We start from the raw sequence: 20,135 nt of genomic DNA, 5'->3' as shown, positions 1-20,135 counted from the left end.
GCGGTGCTTGTCGTCCAATTCACGGTGATCGCTCTTCGCGATTTCCGGCTCTTCATGAGGGGAGAACTGGTGCGTCGCCGAATCACCGCCTTGTCGCTTCTCGCGGTCACCGCCCTGGCGCCCGTCCTGGTCACGAGCACGCCAGCGCACGCCTCGTCCCAGCTCCAAGTCGTCTACACCAACCTGCCCTATGACGTCTGCATCAGCTTCGGCCGGTCGGGCCAGGAGACCGGACGCTGGCAGACCTGGTGGTGCAGCACCCACCAGCCCGAGAACCCGATGTTCTACACCTACGACCTGTGGGCGTACGTGAACTGAGGCGTTCTTCCGATACGGGTGCTGCCGTCCTCCCCATGGGCCGGATCGAGCAGCACCCGCAGACTTCGCGCGGATACCCTCGGGCAAATGATCACGAACCGTCCCACGGCGCGCGTCATCCTCGTCGATCCCGCCGACCGCGCACTGATGTTCCGCTTCGTCCCGCCCGACCCCTGGCCCCGCGAGCCCGCATGGCACCTTCCCGGCGGCGGGATCGAACCCGGCGAATCAGCGGTGGAAACGGCGTGTCGCGAGGCTCACGAAGAGACCGGCTTCATTCTCACACCCCACGACCTGGGCGAACCGGTGGCGGTCAACGCGGGAGAGTGGTCCATCCGGGGAAGCCGCTACTACACCGTGCACACCTACTTCTTCGCCCGGGTCCCCTTGGGGGAAATTTCCGGGTCTGGAGATGACGGATTCGGGCATCGATGGTGGACCGCGGCCGAGCTCGGCTCGGCCACGGAGCGGGTCTTTCCACCTGGGCTGGCCGTGCTGCTGAAAGACCTGCTCCAAGGAGTACGGTACGAGCGGCTCGTCACTCTTGACTGGTGAAGCCGCGCGGCGTGTCCCGCGTCATCGTTCGTTCTGGCCGGTGAGGGCGGTCGAGCGGAGTCGATCGACCGTCGCGGTGACGGCGGTCAGCACCTCGCCGGGGTCGGCGGGCTTCGGGGCCGTGGTGAACAGTGTGGCCAGGCCCTCGACCGCGGCCATGGCACGGGGCCGCCAGATGTCCTCCCAGATGGTGAGGGTTTTCAGGTTCTCCGGGCGGGCGGCGATGGCATACCTGGCCAGCGCCGAGCTCCAGTCCTGGCTGCGGGCCGTGTCGGTCCCGGAGTCGCGGAGGAGTCGCGTCGTCAGGCCGTCGCCGTTGGCCAGGGCGAGGTCGGCGAAGCACTGTTTGAGCAGGGTGTCGAAGGCGGGTTTGACGACGAGGTTGAGTGCGGTGAACGCCTCGCCCCAGTCGTAGGCGAGCAGGAGCCGCTCCAGGGTCTCCCGGGCGGGCTGCCAGGCCGGGTCGTCCTCCCAGAGGGCGCGGGCCGTCTTCCCGTCGGCGAGTGCGGCGCCGTGGGTGAGCGACAGCGACTTGGCCCGGTAGGCGATCCATTGCAGCGCGCGGAGTTCGTCGGCGCCCTGGAACAGGGCCGCGTTCATGATGGCGGTGCTCGGGGCGAGCTGGCCGACGTACTCGCTGGTGATCTGCAGGACGTGGAAGGCGAAACGGGCCGGTAGGTACAGGCGGCCGAGTACGGCGACCCAGGCGGGGTCGAGGCGGGCGTCGTGGTCGTCGGCCTCGAAGCTGTCGACGACGCCCTCGGCGTAGATCTCGCGTTCGTGCTGCAGGGCGATGTAGCGCCGGTAGTTGAGCTGCGCGGGGTCGCGGAAGCCCTCCCAGTCGGGGGCCTGCAGGGGCGATCCCTCCCGGTGCCGCAGGTACCACTGGTTGATCGCGCTGCCGGGGTCGAGGTCGAACGGGGCCGGCCGGCGGCCGAAGTGGTGGTGGAAGCCACGGGTGACGATGTCGTACTCGGTGGGTCTGCGGCGTTCGCCGTCGAACAGGCTCCAGGTACGCCGCCGGGTCGTGGCCATGGTCAATCCTCCCTGGTCAGGTACCAGACGAGTTCGTCGTCATCGACGTAGCGCATGCGGCCCGCGAAGCTCGCGATCGCGGGTTCGAGAGCTGCCAGCGGGAAGGGGTGGCCCGCGGCTTCCTCCAGGCTGGCGCGGGTCAGCCGCAGCAGGTGGGGAGCGTGGATGCGTACGTAGCCGCCGTGGTCCTCGACGCGGAGCTCCTTGTCTGGATTGTCCTTCTGCAGCGCGGTCACCAGCGCGTCCACGACCTCGGGATCGAATCCCCTGGCCACGGGTCCCACCAGTTGTTCGCGGTCATCGGCCACGACGGTGCTCCTCATCCACGGCATCGGTTGTGGTGGCGCCGGCCGTCGGCCGGCACGGCAACGTAGATCCGCTCGCCGTCCAGGCGGACCGGGAAGGTGTACAGCCGGCAGGTGTCCGGGTTGTTCCCCCGGCCGGTCGTCAGATCGAACTCCCACCCGTGGCCCGAGCAGGTGAGCACCTCGCCGTCGAGCTCACCTTCGGCCAGCGGGAACTCCGAATGCGGGCACATCCCCTGGTACGCCCGCAACTCGCCGCCCGGCAGATGGGCCAGCAGCACCGGCTCCTCCCCCACCGTGACCTCGGCGATGTCGCCCTCCCACAGCTCGTCGAGGGTGCAGACGCCCGTCCAGGACAGCTCCTCAGGATGCATCGAAGAACGCCTCCACGTGATCGAGCGGCCCCACCCCCGCCTCGCCGATGCGCTGCTCGGGCGGCAGCACGCGGCCCTCATGGCGAACGCGGATCGGGGCCGGCCTGGCCGCCACCCGGTGGCCGACCGTGAGCTGGGCGATCTTCTGGCCGACGACCTCCACCGTGTCCTGATCGTCGACTGGGACGAGCAGCGCGACCAGGTCGTTCTCGAAATTCGCGCTCAGCGGTAGCAACGCCATCGGATCCCCCTCATTCGGCGGCCGGGCCGAATGCCCAGGCGTAGTCGGTGGCGTCGCGACCCTGCTCGGCCTCGGACAGCCCCATGTAGGCGAGTGCGCCGGCCAGATCGGGCGGCGCGATGTCACCGGCGAGGAAGCGGTCGATGAGCGACTTGTGCCCGGCGAACCGTTCCGGCCGCTGGGTGAAGATCCACTTGCACGGCTCCGAGCAGAACAGGTACGTCCGGCCGTTGTGGGTGTGCCGCAGCGGGGCGGCCGAGCCGAGCGCGCCCACCATGACACCCGCCGCGCGGACGATCGGGATCTGGCAGAGGTTGCAGGTGATCGGCAGCGTCTGGGGGAAGGTCGCAGCGATGTTCCCGCTGCGCAGGTTGTCCTGGATGACGTCCCAGTTGCGGCCGAACGTGCTGTTCCAGCCCGGGTACTTCTCCTCCAGCCATTGGCGTTCGTCGGCGGAGACGCCCGCGTCCGGGTTCCACCACAGGGTGGGCCGGTAGTTCCAGACGCCTAGGTGGACGGCGTGGTGGTACCAGGTGAGTTCGTCGATGAACTGGTCCCAATACCAGGGATAGTCCAGGCCGAAATCGCGGAACTGCTCGGCGAACTGCTTGACGACCCAGTCCTCGATGAATTCCTTGAACGACATCCGGCGGCTTTCCAGCGGCGTGTAGTAATCCATCGACAGTCCCGTGAGCACCGCGAACGCTCTCCAGGAACGCCAGAACATTTGGTCGATCAGAAACTGACCCCATTCCTTGTGCCCGTTGTCGATGAGCACCTTGATGGTCGGCTCGCCCTGCTGGGAATGGCGCGCCTCATCGGTCTGGATGCTGGAGATCAGGGCCCCGAATTCCAGGTCGCCGACGTCCATCGCATCGGCCGCCATGCCGAGGAACTGCAGGTTCGTGAAACCCGTCTCGAAGGTGAAGGTGAGTTGCAGCGCGATGGAGACCGCGTCGTTGGCGACGAACATGTCGTCGAAGAGATGCCGGACGGCGAGCACCACCCAGTTGTTCGTGTGGAACGCCTTCAGCGCCCAGTCCGCGCGCGGCTCCTTGTCCAGCAGCCCGTACGGGAAGAACGCCTGGATCTGCCCGTGCCGCATCTCGTCCAGCGCGCCGAAGGTCGCCGTGTTGCGCCAGGCCGCCGACCTGCCGAAACGCGCCATGCGCGCCTCCGCGATGGCGGCCAGATATTCCGGCATCGTGATGGCCCCGTAGTGCGCGAGAATCACCGACTTCCAGCCGGGATCCAACTGGTCGAACAGCTTGGAGCGGCTGATCGCGTTCTTCAGCGAATAGGTGGCGGTGTCTTTGGTGACCTGGTTGTGGACGTACTCGCGGTAACTGATCTTGTACGGTTCGTCCCACCGCGTCCATGCCTCACTGGAAACCCGATGGGAGCCGGATAACTCCTCCGGGAAGACCTCTTCTTCGGCGACATAGCGGAACGTCCAATTGGTGTCGCGTGATAGGTCATACCAGTCGCTACGTGAGAGCTTCGGCATAACTGCCCCTTGTCGCCGCTCCGAAGGAGGAACAATCCCAGACTCTTCAATGTCACGGAATCGCGCTCGGGTCAATGACGCTGTTTTGTCAGCGCAGGAGCAGTCGCTTGCGGAGGCGGGTTTTGAGCGGCGTCCTGGCGCGTACGGCCCGGCGAACGGCGTCGCTGTGGCGCCAGGCCGCGTCGGCGGCCTCGTGGGCGACGGCGTCGGGGGCGTAGCGGACGAAGTTGGAAATATCGGCGAGTGGTCGTAGATGGGCGGATATGTCGGCGGGATGCCGGGCCACCACGTCCTCGGCGGTCAGTGCCCGCTCCCCCTTCAGGCCGAGGTCGTCGCAGGTCTGCCACCAGGCGCCGAGCACGCGCCGCTCCGCGCCCGCCACCCTCCTGCGCGCCCGCCTGCGCCACCAAGGCAGCACCATCGCCGCGCCCGCGTACACCACCAGGATCCCCGCCCCCACCGCCGGGACGATCGCCCACAGCGGCGGCCCGGCGGAGGGCTTGTCGCCCGCCGTGGGCTTCTGGTCCGCCTTCGGCTTGTTCACGGTGCCCTGGGTGAACTCGCCCTCCACCTCCTCGCTCTCCTTGATCGCGGAGGACACCACGTCGTGGTCGTCCTTCGCGCCGCCACGGCCGGGGGTGGGGTAGAACGGCCGCCAGCCGAGCCGGTCGAACTTGATCTCCGCCCACGCCATGATGTGACCCGATTTAACGTGATAAACCCCGTCAGACGCCTGCCCCGGCCGGAACCCGACCACCACCCTCGACGGCAGCCCGAGCGTCCTGGCCATGAGCGCGAACGTCGACGCGAACTGCTCCGACGTCCCCCTGTGCGTGGTCTCCAGGAAGAACTCCAGGCCCTTGAGCGAGTGCCCCGGCGGCGCGGTGACGTCGTAGGTGGCGTTGGTGCGCAGGTAGTTCTGCAGCCGGTACGCCTGCTTGATCGGCACGTCCGCGCCCTTGGTGGCCTGCTGGGCGAGCTTGCGGAACAGCGCCTCCTGAGGCCCGGCCGGGAACGCGGTCAGCGCGGCATCGCCGACCGGTGTGGCCGCGAGCAGGTCGGCCTTGGACGGCTCCGCCACCCGCGACGTCACCTCGTACGTGAACCCCTTGGCCGGCCTGCTCGCGGCCAGCAGCGCCCCGCTCCCGGGGTCCACCGCCAGCCCGCGCACGCCCTCGACCTCTACGGGACGTTCCGCGCCGGGCAGCCACGTGCCGGGCAGGCCGCTGAACGTGATCGTCTGGCGTACGGTCTGCGCCTTGCCCGTCCAGTCCCCCGCGGGCACCCGGCCGCCCGTGGGCTGGAAGCGGGCGCCGGACGTCCAGCGGACGCCGTCATAGCGATCGAGTACGGCCAGCCGCCAGTTGAGCGGCTTGGCCGCCTTGACGGTGAACAGGTCCCGGTCGGGGATCTGCAGCCAGGCCGACACGCGGTCGAGCGGGCTGACGCTGTCGACGCGCACCGGGGGTGGGAGCTCGGCGTCGTCCCTCGGGTTGTACGGCTCGGCGGCGATGGGCAGCAGCGGCCCGGCGACCAGGGCGACGGCGGCCAGCGCGGCGGCGGCCGGGAGGCCCGCGAGCAGCCACAGCGGCGGCCGGTCGTCCCGGATGAGGGCCAGGGCCGCCATGAGCACCACGATCGCCGCGGCCAGGGGCAGGTTCGAGCCTTCGCCGTCCACGCCGAACAGGAGCGCCACGCCGTACACGACGAGTGCGGGCACCGCGGCGGCCACGCGGGTCCTGGTGCGGGTCAGCGTCTCGGCGCCGACCACGGCGGCGGCCCAGACGAGCGTGTGCACGAGGATGAGCAGCCGCGGCTCCGGCTGGGCGGGCAGGAGCGTGGTGAGCAGCGCCCGCCACGAGTCGGCCAGGTCTCCGAGCAGGCCGGGGGCGACGCCCTTGTACAGCGGTACGGTCCCCGCGAACCCCAGGACCAGATTGACCACCAGGGCCAGCCAGAGCGGCCGCCGCCAGGTGAGCGCGGCCACGACGGCGGGCACGGTCGCGGCCGGTACGACGGCCGGCAGCAGCTCGGTGCCGGGAAAGACGCGATGAAACCCCCACCCGCCGACCCCGGTGACGGCCGCCACGACGACCAACCCGGCCGGCCGCCGCCACACGGGCCCACCGTCGCGCTTCATCGCGTGCCCCAGGCCAGCGGTAGTGCGGCCAGCTCTGTGATGGGGACGACCGTCACGCCGGGGGCGGTGAGTGGGCCTGTGCCGACATATACGCAGATGATGCGGTCGAACCGGCGCCGTGCCCCCGAGGCCCGGGCGGCCTCGGCGGGGTCGCCGGTGACCACGACCAGGGAGCCGCCCCGGGCCAGTCGCACCGCCTCACCGATGCCGGCCGTACCGGCGGGCCGGACGCGGGCGAGGCGGTCCAGCACGAGCTCGGGGTCGGACTTGGTCTCGGCGAGCGGGCCCTCGCCCGTGAGCACCCGCACGGGGAAGCCGGACCTGGCGGCGGCGACGGCGGCCGAGGCGGCGGCGTCCACGGCCAGTTCGGTGAGGTCACGGGTGTCGAGGACGACCGTCGTGGTGGGCAGGCTGGCGTCGATGAGCTGGCGCACCATAAGCGTGCCGGTGCGCGCGCTGGACTTCCAGTGGACGTGGCGCAGGTCGTCGCCGACGACGTACTCGCGCAGGGTGTGGAAGGTGACCGTGCCGCTGGGGGCGTTGTCGCTGGTGGGGCCCTCCAGGTGGTGGGCCCGGCCCGACGGGGGCACCGGCAGCGCGACCGTGCGGGGGCGGACCAGCAGCGTGGCCGCCTGGCCGTACCGCCGGACCCTGCGGGTGAGGCCGAGCGGGTCGGCGCGGACGAGCTGGAGCGGGCCGACCGGGATCTCGCCGCGCACGTCGGTGGGCAGCGGGTACGACACCGTCCTGGCGGCGCGTCTGGGCAGGCGGGGCAGGTCGACCGTGTGCTCGGCCGTACCGATCCGGTCCTGGGCGCGCAGCCCCGACAGGCCCCGGCGGCCGAGATTGCGTACGTGCAGAACCGCGACCGCCGCGTCACCGCGCGCCACCTTGAGCGGCGTGACCTCGCGGTGCACCTCCAGCTTCGGTCTGGGGGCGGTCCAGGCGAGGGCGGCGGCCAGCGCGAGCAGCCCGCCGGTGGCCAGCACGACGGGTTCGGGGTAGCCGAGCCCGAACCCCGCCGCGTACAGGATCGCCGAACCGGCCAGCGTGCCCCAGCCCAGCGGTGTCAGCACCTAGGCCGCCTGCGGCACCGGCATCCCGGCGAGCAGCTCGCCGAGCACGTTCGCCGCGGTGACCTCGCGTAGTTCGGCCTCGGGGGTGAGGATCAGCCGGTGCGCGATCACCGGGACGGCCAGGGCCTTGACGTCCTCCGGCACGACATAGTGGCGGCCGGCGGCGGCGGCCTTGACGCGGGCGGCCCGCAGCAGCGCGAGGCTGCCGCGCGGGGAGGCGCCGAGGCGCAGGTTCGGGTTGGTGCGCGTGGCGGCGCAGAGGGCGACGATGTAGTCGTAGACGGGGTCGGCGACGTGGATGCGGGTGGCGAAGTCGATCATCCCGGCCACGTCCGACGCGCGGGCCACCACGGGCAGCCGTTCGACCTGTGGCCCCGTGGGCATGCCTTTGAGCACCTCGACCTCCGACACGTGGTCGGGATAGCCGACGGAGATCTGCATGAGGAACCGGTCGAGCTGCGCCTCCGGCAGCGGGTACGTGCCGTCCATGTCGACCGGGTTCTGCGTGGCGACCACCAGGAACGGCCTGGGTACGGGGTGCGGCTCGGCGTCGACCGTGACCCGCCGCTCCTCCATGACCTCCAGCAGCGCGGACTGCGTCTTCGGCGAGGCGCGGTTGATCTCGTCGGCGAGCACGATGTTCGCGAACACCGGCCCCTGGTGGAACTCGAACTTCTGGTGCGCCTGATTGAAGATGGACACGCCCGTGATGTCGCTGGGCAACAGGTCGGGCGTGAACTGGATGCGCCGCCACTCGGCGTCGACGCTGGCCGCGATGGACCTGGCCAGCGTGGTCTTGCCGGTGCCGGGCACGTCCTCGATCAGCAGGTGCCCCTCGGCGAACAGGCAGATCAGGGCCAGCTCGATGGCTTCGTGCTTGCCGCGGATGATGCGCTCGATGTTCTGGGCCAGCATCTGGAAGCGCTGGGCGAACTGTGCCGCCAGCTGTTGCGGTTGCTGCGTCTGCTCGTTGTACAACTGAGGTTCCCCTATCTCAGTCGGTGCATTCGAAGAGCGGAGCCTCCGGGAACCCGCCCCCGTCCGGTGTGGCCACCAGCGTGTCGTTGAGGTAGCCGTTGCCCGCTGACGACTCGATCCGGTTCCAGATGTCGCTGGACTTGCCGGTGGACGTGTCGGTGTAGGCCGCGCCCTTGACCTGGCAGATCACCGTCAGCGTGATGTACTGCCCCTTCGTGATCCTCCCCGCTTCGCCGTTGGCTGACGGACCCGGCCGGATGAGGGTGTTCGTGTCGTCGTTGCTGGCGTTCTGGTACTGCTGTTTCGGATAGGCCAGGTCCACGTCGGTCGTGGCGGCGTCCTGGCTCTCCCCCGCGTCGTTCTTGGCCTTGAGCGTGAACGCGTGCTTCTGGTTGTTCTTGAGCCCTTCGGCGGTGAACGACGTGCCCTTGATGCCGTCGTTCGTGGCCGCGCCGGAGAGCACGTACGTGACGCCTTCGGCGCCGTTCTCCGGGGCGTCCCAGGTCAGCTCGGCGCCGCGGTTCTTGGGCTTGGCCGTGAAGTTGGCCGGTTTGCCGGGGGCCACACAGGGCTTGACCCCGGCGCTGGGCTCCGACTCGACCTCGCCGCCGGACCAGTGGGCGACGACCGTGAAGGTGTACTCACTGCCACAGCTCCCCCCGGAGAACTCGAACTGGAACGGCCCGTCGCCGTCCACCGACTGCGGCGTGGTCCTGCCGTCGCCGCCGGACACCTTGAGCGTGTAGCGGTCGACCTTGCCGCCGCTGGACGGGCTGAAGTTCACGCTGACATGGCCGGGGCCCGACCTGGCGCTGACGGCGCCCGGTTTGGTGGGCGCGCTGGGCGTGGGTGTCGGCGTTTGCCTTGGCGTCTTGGTGGGCTTGTTCGATGGCTCGGGGTCGTCCGTCCGCGTCGGGCGCGGGTCTGCCGTCCTGGTCGGTTCCACCGTCCTGGTCGGTTCGGGCCGGGTGTCGGTGTTCGTCGGCTCGGGCCGCGGGGTCTGCTTGGGCTTGGGCGTGTTGGTGGGTCCTGGTACGTCCGAGTCGTCCTTGTCGACGTCGTGCTTGCGGCCTTCGGTGTCGATGACGACGGCCTTGTCGCCGTCCTCGTCGTTCGCCCAGAGCAGGCCGTCCTTGACGAACACGTCGACCTGGCCGGGCCCCTGGGCCACCTGGAGCGTGGTGGGCTGCCCGCCCGCCGCGCTGTCCCACACGATCAGGCCGCCCGTACTGCGGTCCGGGACGTACACCTTCGAGCCGAGCACCTGCGGCACACCGAGCGCGGCCGGGTCCTTCACCGCGAACCTGGTGTTGAGCACCGAGTTCGACGCCGTGTCGACCACCACGAGCAGCCCGGAGTCGCCGGGCGTGAGCAGCGGCACCAGCGAGCCCTCGGTCGAGGCCGGCGCCAGCAAGCCGCCCTTCGCGGCCTGGGCGACCTCCTTCGGCAGTGTGATCTCGCCGACTCCGCCGTCGGCGCCGACGATCGTGGCGGTCGCGGCGCGGGTGTTGACGATCATCGGCAGGCCGCCCGCGATCGTGACGGCCAGTTCCTCGCCCGGCTCGCCGACCTTGACGGGGGTCGCGGCGACGCCCTCGGTCACCGGTACGACCTCGCCCTTCGCGGTCACCGGCACCCAGAGCCGCCCGCCGCCGTCGATCCGGGCCGAGCCGAGCGGGCCCGGTAACGACAGCGACGCGCCGACCGAGTTGAGCGTGGCGGGGTCGATCTGCTGCACTTTGCCCGCCGGATCCACGGCGTACCCGGCGGCGCCCGAGACGACGAGTTGCAGCCCGGCCGTGCCGAAGTCGCGGGTCTGCGCGACGCTGAGCTGGCTGGGCTCGATCCGGCTGACGTAGCCGCTGCCGTCGTCGACGAGCAGCACGTTCGAGCCGTCCTGGACGACGCGCAGCCGCGTGGCCGACTTCTTGTTCAGGTAGCCGTCGACCTCGCCGGACAGGCCGTTGACGTGCACGATCTTGCCTCGGGCCTGGGTCCAGAGCCAGGCGCCGACGTCGGCCAGCTTGGGGTTGGCGCTGGAGACGCCCACGCCGAAGACGGCCGCCACGGCTACCAGGATCGCGGCCACCACACCGGCGATCACGGCCGTAACGCGGTCTCCACGCAGCACGTGGATACGCAATGCGTCACTCACCCCGTACGTACGATTACTTAACGTTTGCCCCCGTATTACCCTGGAGCACACTAGCGTGCGCACCTGACTACTCGCAGGCAAGCGCGTCAGGTCAGGCCGAGATTGTCGGCCGGAAGCCGTACCTTAGTGCCCGTGTCCGAACAGCCCTTGACTCTCGACGCCGCGCTCTCGGAGGAGGCGGTGCTGTCGACCTACCGCCGGATGTTCGCGGCGCTGGCCCGCGACAGCGGCGCGGTCGTCGACGACCCCGCCCTGGTCGACATCGCCGAGACGCTGTTCGCGGCGTTCGCGGAGGCGGGCGAGGAGTGGCTGACGCATGAGCAGATGCGGTTCGCCTGCCGCGCATACCCCGGCGACCAGTTCGACAACCGGCTGCGCGTGCTCAAGGGGCTGGGCGCGATCCGCGAGGTGTTCCCCAAGCCCAACCAGCTGCGTTATCGGGCGTCGTTCACCAGCGTGGTCGGGCTGATGTTCATCAGGCGGATGATGGACGACGGCGGCCAGTCCGAGATGCACCGGCTGCTCGCGCTCGAAGACCTCAACGTCGCCGACCCGCGCACCACCATGGAGGAGGCCAGGCAGAGCGCCGCCAACCTGGCCAGGGCGTTCCGGCTGTGGGCGCTGGAGCTGATCACGCTCACCACCGGCACCATCGAGGAGCTGCGCGAGCAGGCGCCCAAGCTGTGGGGCACCGAGGAGATCGCGCGCCGGGCACAGAGCCTACACGGCACGATCCTGACCCGCTGGCCGGAGCTCGACCGGGTCTGCACCGACCTGCGGGCGGCCATCTACGCCTACAGCGACGCCTCCCGGCGGGCGGCCGGGCGCCTGGCCGACTCGGCGGGCACGACCCGCAACCTGACGCTGCTGCCCACCGAGACGTGGCGCACGTTCTCGCAGACCGCTTCGCGCGAGCGGCTCGCGGCGGTGCTCGACGGCTTCGTGTTCGACGCCCCGGCGCCCTGGCACGACCCGGCGGCGATCGCCCGCGCGGTCGACGAGGCGCCTCGTCCTGCCCCGGCCCAGCCCACTCCCCCGCGCTCCACCCTCGCCGACGCCGGCCCGGAGGGCGCGCTCGACTCCTCGCCCAACGCGGCGATCGAGCGGCTGACCGAGGTGGCGGAGTCGCTGCTGGGGTCGTCGTCGCGGGTGGCGCTGGCCGGCGTGCTGCGCTCCGACTGGCCGTCGGCGCGGCGGCTGCTGGCCGATCTGACGACGGTCGATCTGCGGCCTGAGCTGCCTTATCGGCTGGTGTGGGCCGACGATCTCACGATCTCGCCAGGGGAAGAACCGGCCTGGCTGTCGCACGGTTACCTGGAGCGCATTTCATGAGCGGCACTCGTCATTCTTCCGGGCCTGGCGACGCGGGCCGACCTTCGGAGTCCGCTGCCTCGGGGCTCTCTTCAGAGTCCGCCCGTGAGGGCCGTTCTTCGGCTGCCGCCGGTGCGGGTCGTTCTTCGGCGGGTGCCGGTGCTCGTCGCCCGCTGGGTGACGGCGCGGTCGCTCACGCGCGGGCGCGGACGGGTGGGCCGCTGCGGCTGGGGGCCGGTGTCGCCGCGCCTCCCGGGATGGTGCGGCTCACGCGGGCCGACTCCACCGGCCAGGCACTGCCCGTGTGGCCCGATTCGGCCACCCCTTCACTCCTCGACGAATACCAGGTGCCCCCGGTCCCGGTCGAGCGCGCGGGCGAGACCCGGCGGGTGCTGGCGGCGACGCTCAAGTGCTGCTGGAGCGACCTGTCCGTCGATCCATGGCCGGGCACTCCGGCGCCGGCTGAGCTGATCCTCGACACCTACCGGGCGTTGATCGGCCGTACCGACGACCTGATGCGCAACTGGGCCATCGGGGCGCTGCGCCGGTTGCACGACTCGGCGTGGATCGTCATGTCCGACGGCGTGGTCTCGCTGGGCCCCCGCTGTGCCCTGTGGCCGGTCGAGTCGCACGCCCAGCTCAAGGAGCTGGTCCGGCGCATTCCTGTGCCGGAGCACCGCGACCTCACGGTGGTGGCGGACGCCGACATCGTGGCAGCCGCCGCAGAAGGCCCGTTGGTGGCGGCCACCGCAGAAGGCCCATTGGTGGCGGCCACCGCAGAGGAGCCGCAGGCGACGGTCACCATGGAAGACCCGCCGAAGGCGACCGACGCGCAAGAGCCGCAGACTGCGGTCCCCAACGAAACGCCACAGGCAACCGTCACACAAGACCCATCGGTAGCGGCCGCCACAGAAAAGCCGCAGGTGGCTAGGGCCGCGCAAGCGCCTCCGAGGGCGCTGGAGTTCGCGGTGGCGGGACGGGTCGAGAGCGGCGAGGCGGAGTTCGACGATCTGCTGGGCGGTTATGACGAGCGGCGGCGGGCTGAGCTGGTGGCGGCGTTCATGGCGGTGGAGCATGGGGCCGAGCCGGTGCTGGAGGCACGGTTCGGCGGGCTCCGCGACCCCGCGCTCCGCCACACGCTGGGCGAGATGCTCGCCCGGCGCGGCCGGACGCTGATCCAGTACCGCGAGCGATGGACCTCGGGCTACGACGACGCCTACGACGACGACCTGGTGCCCAGACACGGGCCCACATCGGGAGCCGCGTCGGGAGCCGTGTCAGCACCTACCTCGCGGCCTGCGTCGGGAGATGTGCCCGGGCTTGGTGAGAGTGAGCGGGCGGTGTTGACGCTGGTGCTGGTGCATTCGGTGGCGATCCCGCGGGCGGAGGGGCTGCTGCCCGACGACACCTGGCTGTCGCCGCACCCCACTCCCGTCGATGAGTTGCGCCGCCACACCCAGTTGCCGATCGGCGAGCTGGAGGCGGCGCTGCGGATGCTGCGGCACGCTGGGTTGCTGTCCCAGGTGAAGGCAGGCGAGGAGGCCGGCGGCTACACGCCGGGACCGCAGTTCCACCGGCTCACCCCGGCGGCGCGGCGACGGCTGCAGGAGGAGCTGATCCTGGCGGCCGGACCGCACAGCCCGCTGGCCTCGGCCGTACGAGCTCGAAGATCGGCCGGGTAGCCGCCCGGAACTTGCAGGCAACACGCGTCCGCCCCAGCCGGGGACGGCGCGGTACAAGCAACAACCGTCAGCCCCAGCCAGGGGCGGCGCAATGCAAGCAACAAGCACCAGCCCCAGTCGGGGGCGGCGCGGTGAAACGGAAGGGCTACGGGGGTCACAGGTGTCGCAGGTGGAGAACGTCGTCGGGGACCGGGTGCTGATCGCCATGCAGGCGGTCAACATCTCACGGCTCTCGACCCATCCGGTGCCGACCGTCCCCGGCACGCTCATCGTCGTCGCGGGCGCCGGGCCCAAGGACTCCAACGGTGCGGGCAAGTCATCGTTCATCGCGTCGATCACGGCGCTGCTGGGTGACGAGCAGTGGCGTTTCGCCTCGGGCGCCAAGGCGGTGTCGGAGCTGCTGTTCAACGCCGAACTGGCCAGCGGCGCCGGCGCCCGCCAGTGGGCCAGCGCCGACCACGGCTACATCGTCGGCGTCTTCGGCCCGCCGGGCGCCTCCTTCGACCTCCCAATGCACACCACCGAACCGCCCGCGACCCTTGCGGAGACGGTGCCGACCGACCTCGTCGAGACGCTGGCCTCGGTTTCCCCCGACCCTGCTGCTCCCGGGGCCGGGTCTCCCCAACCCGGCGCGGGCCCGGAAGGGGCCGATCCGGAGAGCGGCGAGCTGTTCGCCGTGCCCGACACTTCGGGCGGGGCCGTCACCGTGTGGCTCAAGGTCAACCAGGAGGCCCCGCACCTGGAGATCCGCTGGCGTGACGGCGTGCACCTGGCCTCCGCCGCGTCCGAGGCCGAGCGCGTGGTGCGTGCCGACGAGATGTGGGCGACGCTGCCCAAGTCCGCCGGCCGCCGCGACGTGGTGGCCCGCGACCTGACCAAGGTGCTGTACGGCGACCGCATCCGCTGTGTGTCGTTCCTGTCGACCTCGGTCCGGAGCAAGGTCGCCACCAACCTGCTCTCCCAGCCGCTCAACGAGATCTCGCCGGAGCGCGTGTTCGAGGCCATCGCGGCTCTCACCGGTCTCGACGCCGAGCTCGAACAGGAGCGCGAGGCCCGCAGAGACGAGCACGCCAAGCGGGTACGGGCGGCGCAGGCGGGTGATCGGCTGGCCGAGTTCGAGGCGGAGTCGAGGGCGTTGCTGACCACGTTCGACCGGCGCGATCAGGCGCGGATCCGGCTGGCCGACGCGCTGCGCTGCTGGCGTGGGCGGCAGGCCCGCAAGCTGGACGACGCGGCGGCCAAGGACGAGCTCCTGGTGGCCGAGCTCGAACGGCACCGGGACGCGGGTGAGGCGGCGGCCGAGGCGATCTCCCAGGTGAAGGCCGAGATCACCACGCTGAAGGACGACACGCTCGACCGGAGGGTGGCGGAGGCGCGCAAGGAGCTGGCCGTGATGCAGGCGCGGGCCGCCAAGCTCGACGCCGACCGGGCCGTGGCGGAGAACTCCGCCGACGAGTTGCGTGGCCTGATCCCGGCGCTGGAGGAGACGCGCAGGTTCGCCGACGGCCGCGATGTGCCCACGGCCGAGCGGGAGCTGCGGGAGGCGCGGCTGCGGCTCAACGAGGCGCTGAAGGCGCTGGGTGTGGCCGATCGCGAGGTGGCCTCGGCCCAGACGGCGCTGGACGACGCCGAGGGCGGTCCGGCCGCGGCGCAGCTCAACGCGCTCGCGGCGGCTGGCGTCGGCGCGACCGGCCTCCTGGACGCGCTGGACGTGGCCGAGCAGGCGCGCGACTACGCCCGCACCCACGGCTCCGGCCCCGGCCCCGAGAACGGATCCGCTGGTAAAGCGTCTCGCGGGGGTGCCCGGGGAGCGGTCAGGGCAGGTGAGCTCGGGACGGTCGGGCCCAACGGGCCGGTCGGGCCCAGCGGGCCGATCGCGGCGGGCGGGCCGGTCGCGGCGAGCGGGCCCAGCGAGCCGGTCAGGGCCAGCAGGCCGGCCGGAGCCAGCGGGGCGAGTGGGCTTGGGCTGGAGGAGTTGCGGGGTTGGCCGCATGAGCATGCGGTGATCGTCGACGCCGGCCAGTTGGAGGCCGCGGCGGCCGCGCTGGCCGGCCTGCCCGGTTCGGTGCTGGTGAGTGCTGCCGGGGTGAGCGTGGTGGGGGCGTTCGACGGGGAGGCGACCGGCCGGGAGGCGCGGATCAAGGCCGCCGAGCACCGGCTCAACCGGGCCAGGGACATCCAGGAGACGGCATCGCAGGCCGTACGAGATGGGGAGGAAGGCGTCGCGGAGGGTCAGCGGCGGCTGGAGGGGGCCGAAGCGGGTGTGCGGCTCGCCGAGCTGGAGACGAAGCTGGCCGGGCGGCGGGCGCGGCTGGGCGAGCTGACGGCGGCACTGGAGGAGCTGGCGCCCGCGGTGGCGGAGGCCGAGCGGCAGGCGGGCGCGCTCGACTTCCGGGCCCGTACGAAGGACATGGAGATCGAACGCCTGGAAGGGCGGCGGCAGCGGCACGAGGGCGAGCGGACCCGGTCGCGTCAGGACGAGACGAGGGTGAGCGGCGAACGGGAGGCGCTCAAGGTCGAGGCGCTGGCCGCCGACTGGGGCGGCACCGCCGAGGGGGCGCGGGAGTGGCTGAAGGCGCTGCCCGAGGACGAACGATCGCGTACCGCTGAGGAATGGTGGCGCATCGCCGAACGCCATTTCGATCAGGCGCTGCGCGACACGTTCCCTGAGGAGGACGCGGAGATCCCGGAGGAGCTGCGGTTCCTGCTGTCCGAGCGCGGGGGGAGCACGGCGCGGGAGCAGGCGACGTTCGTGGCGGTGTGCGGCTCGCTGGCCTCCTACCTGCGCGGGCAGGAGGAGTACGAGAAGCATCAGCGCCGCCAGATCGAGGCGCAGGTCGTGTCGCGGCAGCGCGACCTGGCCGCGGCCGACAAGGGCGCGGAGGAGGCGGCCAGCTCGACGGCCGTGCACCGGGCGGCGTTGACGGCGGCGATCAAGGCCAGGCTCACGCGGGTGGCTGAGGAGTTCGAGCAGCTCGACACGTCGTACGGAGGTTATGGGGCGACCCTGGAGTTCCCGGTGCCCCCGGCGCCCGCGGACCCCGAACAGCGCTGGCAATGGCGCGTCACCCCGAAGTGGCGGCGTGGCGAGGGCCAGGGCTTCGTCCCGTACAACCGGCGGGCCAACACCGCGCTCATGGACGAGAAGGCGGTCAAGCTGGTGTGCGCGGCGGCGATCGCGTCGTCCGGCGGCGGGCATCTGTGCCTCGTGCTCGACGAACTGGGGCGCAACCTGGGCAAGGAGCACCGGCGGGAGGCGGTGGCGCTGTTCCGCCGGATCGGCGAGACGTACGGGATCACGGTGATCGGGGCGCTCCAGGACGACATGGAGCCGTACGCGATCGACGCCTGTGGACAGTACATCAAGCTCAGGCGTTCGTCGGACGCCATGCCGTACAACGAGCCGCCGGTGATCGTCGGACACGACGAGCACGCGGAGCGGGTGCGGGCGTTGGCCGCGTATGTCGACAGGAGTGCTTGATCGGCGGAAGCGCCTCACGTGTGCGGGGCACGACGTGATTGGCGACCCGCCCCACGCGTGTGCGGGGCACGACGTGGTTGGCGATCCGCCCCACGTGTGTGCGGGGCTGTTAAATGATCGCGGACGTGCCTCACGGCTGCGGGACGTCGTGTGATCGGTGGGCGCGTCCAGGGCTGTCACTTGATCATCGGGCCGACGTACGAGGCGCGGAGGCGGAGCAGGGAGCCTTTGGCGTACTCCTCCATCGCGTGGGCCAGCCATCCCGCCACCCTGGCCACCGCGAAGATCGCCTCGCCGGACCCAGGCACCATTCCGGCGACGCCCACGAGGGTGGCGAGCGCGAAGTCGACGTTCCGGTCGGGCAGGCGTCGCCGGCGGACTTCGGCCAGGACGGCCCGCGCCACGGCGACGCGTTCGTGGTCCGGTGCGGCCTCCGCCACCAGGTCGAGCAGGAAGCTGCCGCGGGCGTCGCCGTTCTTGTAGACGCTGTGGCCGAAGCCGGGGATGCGCTCGCCCCTGCGTACCCGCTCGGCGATCACGCGGGTGGCCTGACCAGGCTCGTTGACCTCGGTCAGCAGCCGTTCGGCCGCGTAGCACGCGCCGCCGTGCAGCGGGCCGCCGAGCACACCTAGGCCGGTCAGCACCACGGCGTACGGGTCGGCCCGGGCGGAGGCGGCCACCCGGGCGGCCAGGGTGGAGGCGGCCAGTTCGTGGTCGGCGAGCAGCACGAGTGCGGCCCGGAGGGCGGCGAGGAGAGGTGGGCTGGCGGAGCGCGGGGACAGGCGGGACCAGAGCCGCTCGGCGATCGACTCACCGCCGGGGGTGCTGAGGGCGGGCAGGGCGTCGACCAGGCCGGAGATGAGGCGACGGCCGGTGGCGGCGACGGAGGCGGGATCGAGCTGGTAGCGGAGCGAGTCGGTGGCGCCGAGCACCGTGGTGATCACCTGGAGATGGTCCAGGGGCAGCAGCCCTTCGGGGAGGCCGCGCTGAGCGGAGACGGCGGCCTGCGACGTCTCGGGATCACGCACCCAGCCGGGCATCCGGCCGTGCAACTTGCCGGGCATCCGGCCAGGCCCACGCGGGACACGCACTGAGCCGGAGCCGCGCGCCGTACCGGAGCGGTGCTCGGGGACAGAGGCCGTACCGGAGGGGTGGTCGGGGACGGAAGCCGTACCGGAGCGGTGCTCGGGGATAGAGGCCATACCGGAGCGGTGCTCGGGGACGGAGGCCGTACCGGAGGGGTGCTCGGGGGCGGGGGTGAAGACCTCGGGGTCGCCTGTCCACAGCCACTCGGCCACCGTCTCGAAATCCGTGGTTCTGGCCAGGTCGAGGGCGTCGAGACCGCGATAGTACGGGCGGTCGAGGCCGAGCGCGGTGATGCCCGACTCGATGACCAGCTCCGGCGGCTGGTTGCGGGGCCGCCCGCGCCGGGCCAGCTGCTCGATCTCCGCCGCGTCGAACAGGCTGCGCCGATCGTCACCGTGGCGGCGCTTGAGCACGCCCCGGCTCACGTACGCGTAGAGGGTGGCGGGCTTCACACCGAGCCGCTCGGCCGCCGTCGCCGCGTCGATCCACTCCACGCCCAGCCTCCTATGTTGATGAAAATCAATATTGATACACATTGAATGAGCGTGTCAACGTGTGGGCATGCCCAAAGTTCATTTCCTCGACGTGACCAACCGGGACGGCGTGCAGACCGCGCGCACCGGCCTCTCGAAGTTCGGCAAGACCATGGTCAACTTCTACCTGGCCAAACTCGGCGTGGCTCAGTCCGAGATCGGTTTTCCCTTCCTGTTCCACGAGGTCCCCTACATACGGGCGCAGACGGCGCTGGCCGAGGCGGGCGCGTTCGGCGAGCTGCGGCTGTCGGGCTGGTGCCGCGGTGTGCCGCAGGATGTGGAGCAGGCGGCGCCGCTCGGCCTGAAGCACTACAACCTGTCCATCTCCACCTCGGACTACATGATCCAGAACAAGTTCCGCGGCCGGCTCGACCGTGACGCGATCATCAGGGAGATGACGGCGGCCGTGCGGGCGGCCAAGTCGGCGGGCGCGCTGACCGTGGGCGTCAACGCGGAGGACGGGTCGCGGACCGATGACGGGTTTCTGCTGGAGTTCGCGCTGGCGGCCAAGGAGGCGGGCGCCGACCGGGTCCGCTACTGCGACACCATCGGCGGCGACACGCCTGACCGGATCCGCGAGCGCTTCGCCAAGCTGGCCTCGGCCGTCGGGATGCCGGTCGAGACGCACTGCCACAACGACCTCGGCCTGGCCGTGGCCAACTCCATCTCGGGCGCGCTCGGCGATCTGGAGGCCGGGCAGGACGCGTGGATCAACACCTGCGTGAACGGCATCGGCGAACGCTCCGGCAACGCCGACCTGCTGTCCACCATCCTCGCCTTCGAGCACGGCTTCGGGCTGGAGGCGGAGATCGGTGACGCCATCGATCTGTCGTGGGCGCGCAGGTTCGGGCTGTGGGCGAGTTACGCGTTCGGGCAGGCGCTGCCGTACAACCAGGTGGGGGTGGGGCGGAACGCGTTCGCGCACGAGTCGGGCATCCACGCGGACGGGGCGCTGAAGGATCACGGCAACTACGAGCTGTACGACGAGGCGACGCTCGGGCCGTTCCCCGAGGACTGGCACGCGCGCAGCGGGCGGGTCGTGCTGACCGGCGAGTACGGCGGGAAGGCCGGGTTCCGGCACGTCATGGACGGGCTCGGTGTCGAGGTGCGGGAGGAGGACCTGGCGTTCCGGCTGGTCCAGCTCTGCAACGCGATGACCGGCCGGCCGCTCACGGACGACGAACTGCGGTTGATCGCGGCTTATCCCCGGGAGCTGTCACTGCTGTTCCCCGGCCAGGGCTGAGCGTCCTCCACGCCCGACCACATCGCCTGAGATCCTGCTAATTGGTTAATGCTTACGCCTCGACGCCACGGCAAGAGGCGAGACGCTTGTGCATCAATCCATGGCGCGAATATCC

The 20,135-nt window shown here is 71.0% G+C and carries 16 protein-coding genes; 6 read left to right on the top strand and 10 right to left on the bottom strand.

The annotated features are described in order from the left end of the window. Positions 1 to 69 precede the first annotated feature (69 nt). Both KME78_RS46365 and KME78_RS46360 read left to right on the top strand, forming a co-directional pair. Positions 70 to 318, top strand: a complete 249-nt coding sequence (locus KME78_RS46365; protein WP_219536336.1) for a hypothetical protein — start codon at positions 70 to 72, stop codon at positions 316 to 318. Between the two features lie 87 nt (positions 319 to 405). Beyond that, positions 406 to 873, top strand: a complete 468-nt coding sequence (locus KME78_RS46360) for an NUDIX hydrolase (RefSeq protein ID WP_219536335.1) — start codon at positions 406 to 408, stop codon at positions 871 to 873. 21 nt (positions 874 to 894) lie between these two features. On the opposite strand, the gene KME78_RS46355 is transcribed toward KME78_RS46360, so the two are convergent. The 9 genes from KME78_RS46355 to KME78_RS46315 all read right to left on the bottom strand — a co-directional run bounded on the left by KME78_RS46355 (position 895) and on the right by KME78_RS46315 (position 10,684). Further along, complete coding sequence (locus tag KME78_RS46355) at positions 895 to 1,908, bottom strand: aromatic/alkene monooxygenase hydroxylase subunit beta (protein WP_219536334.1); 1,014 nt, start codon at positions 1,906 to 1,908, stop codon at positions 895 to 897. 2 nt (positions 1,909 to 1,910) lie between these two features. Beyond that, entirely contained in the window at positions 1,911 to 2,216 is a 306-nt protein-coding gene (locus KME78_RS46350) for an MmoB/DmpM family protein (RefSeq protein WP_308127389.1), read from the bottom strand. An 11-nt stretch (positions 2,217 to 2,227) separates the two neighbouring features. Next, the gene (locus KME78_RS46345) at positions 2,228 to 2,587 is read right to left on the bottom strand and encodes a monooxygenase system ferredoxin subunit (protein WP_219536332.1); all 360 of its coding nucleotides are present in this window, start codon (positions 2,585 to 2,587) and stop codon (positions 2,228 to 2,230) included. Continuing rightward, positions 2,577 to 2,828, bottom strand: coding sequence for a toluene-4-monooxygenase system B family protein (locus KME78_RS46340; protein WP_219536331.1), 252 nt, complete (start codon positions 2,826 to 2,828; stop codon positions 2,577 to 2,579). Before KME78_RS46340 ends, KME78_RS46345 begins: the two co-directional genes overlap by 11 nt. Before the next feature lie 10 nt (positions 2,829 to 2,838). Further along, on the bottom strand, positions 2,839 to 4,335 hold the full coding sequence (locus KME78_RS46335; protein WP_219536330.1) for an aromatic/alkene/methane monooxygenase hydroxylase/oxygenase subunit alpha: 1,497 nt from the start codon (positions 4,333 to 4,335) through the stop codon (positions 2,839 to 2,841). Between the two features lie 88 nt (positions 4,336 to 4,423). After that, positions 4,424 to 6,475 carry a transglutaminase TgpA family protein gene (locus KME78_RS46330; protein ID WP_219536329.1) on the bottom strand — a complete coding sequence of 684 codons (2,052 nt, stop codon included), beginning with the start codon at positions 6,473 to 6,475 and terminating at the stop codon, positions 4,424 to 4,426. Further along, positions 6,472 to 7,551, bottom strand: coding sequence for a DUF58 domain-containing protein (locus KME78_RS46325; protein ID WP_219536328.1), 1,080 nt, complete (start codon positions 7,549 to 7,551; stop codon positions 6,472 to 6,474). The genes KME78_RS46330 and KME78_RS46325 overlap by 4 nt, the downstream gene beginning before the upstream one ends. Further along, the gene (locus KME78_RS46320) at positions 7,552 to 8,529 is read right to left on the bottom strand and encodes an AAA family ATPase (RefSeq protein WP_246653396.1); all 978 of its coding nucleotides are present in this window, start codon (positions 8,527 to 8,529) and stop codon (positions 7,552 to 7,554) included. Between the two features lie 16 nt (positions 8,530 to 8,545). Beyond that, the gene (locus KME78_RS46315) at positions 8,546 to 10,684 is read right to left on the bottom strand and encodes a hypothetical protein (protein ID WP_219536327.1); all 2,139 of its coding nucleotides are present in this window, start codon (positions 10,682 to 10,684) and stop codon (positions 8,546 to 8,548) included. Between the two features lie 132 nt (positions 10,685 to 10,816). Here KME78_RS46315 and KME78_RS46310 point away from each other — a divergent pair, with 132 nt between their 5' ends. From KME78_RS46310 to KME78_RS46295, 3 genes are all read left to right on the top strand, one after another. Next, positions 10,817 to 12,016, top strand: coding sequence for a hypothetical protein (locus KME78_RS46310; RefSeq protein WP_219536326.1), 1,200 nt, complete (start codon positions 10,817 to 10,819; stop codon positions 12,014 to 12,016). Between the two features lie 236 nt (positions 12,017 to 12,252). Further along, entirely contained in the window at positions 12,253 to 13,677 is a 1,425-nt protein-coding gene (locus tag KME78_RS65285; protein ID WP_246653395.1) for a hypothetical protein, read from the top strand. A 160-nt stretch (positions 13,678 to 13,837) separates the two neighbouring features. Then, positions 13,838 to 17,158 (top strand): coiled-coil domain-containing protein, encoded by a 3,321-nt coding sequence (locus KME78_RS46295; protein WP_219536325.1) that lies wholly within the window; start codon positions 13,838 to 13,840, stop codon positions 17,156 to 17,158. A gap of 176 nt (positions 17,159 to 17,334) precedes the next feature. On the opposite strand, the gene KME78_RS46290 is transcribed toward KME78_RS46295, so the two are convergent. Next, entirely contained in the window at positions 17,335 to 18,738 is a 1,404-nt protein-coding gene (locus KME78_RS46290; RefSeq protein ID WP_219536324.1) for a citrate synthase, read from the bottom strand. 67 nt (positions 18,739 to 18,805) lie between these two features. Between KME78_RS46290 and KME78_RS46285 the strand changes: the two genes are divergently transcribed. Continuing rightward, positions 18,806 to 20,020 (top strand): LeuA family protein, encoded by a 1,215-nt coding sequence (locus tag KME78_RS46285; protein WP_219536323.1) that lies wholly within the window; start codon positions 18,806 to 18,808, stop codon positions 20,018 to 20,020. Positions 20,021 to 20,135: the final 115 nt, after the last annotated feature.

Source organism: Nonomuraea guangzhouensis, assembly GCF_019396345.1.
GTDB lineage: Bacteria > Actinomycetota > Actinomycetes > Streptosporangiales > Streptosporangiaceae > Nonomuraea > Nonomuraea guangzhouensis.
This window is presented reverse-complemented; position numbering and strand designations above follow the sequence as displayed.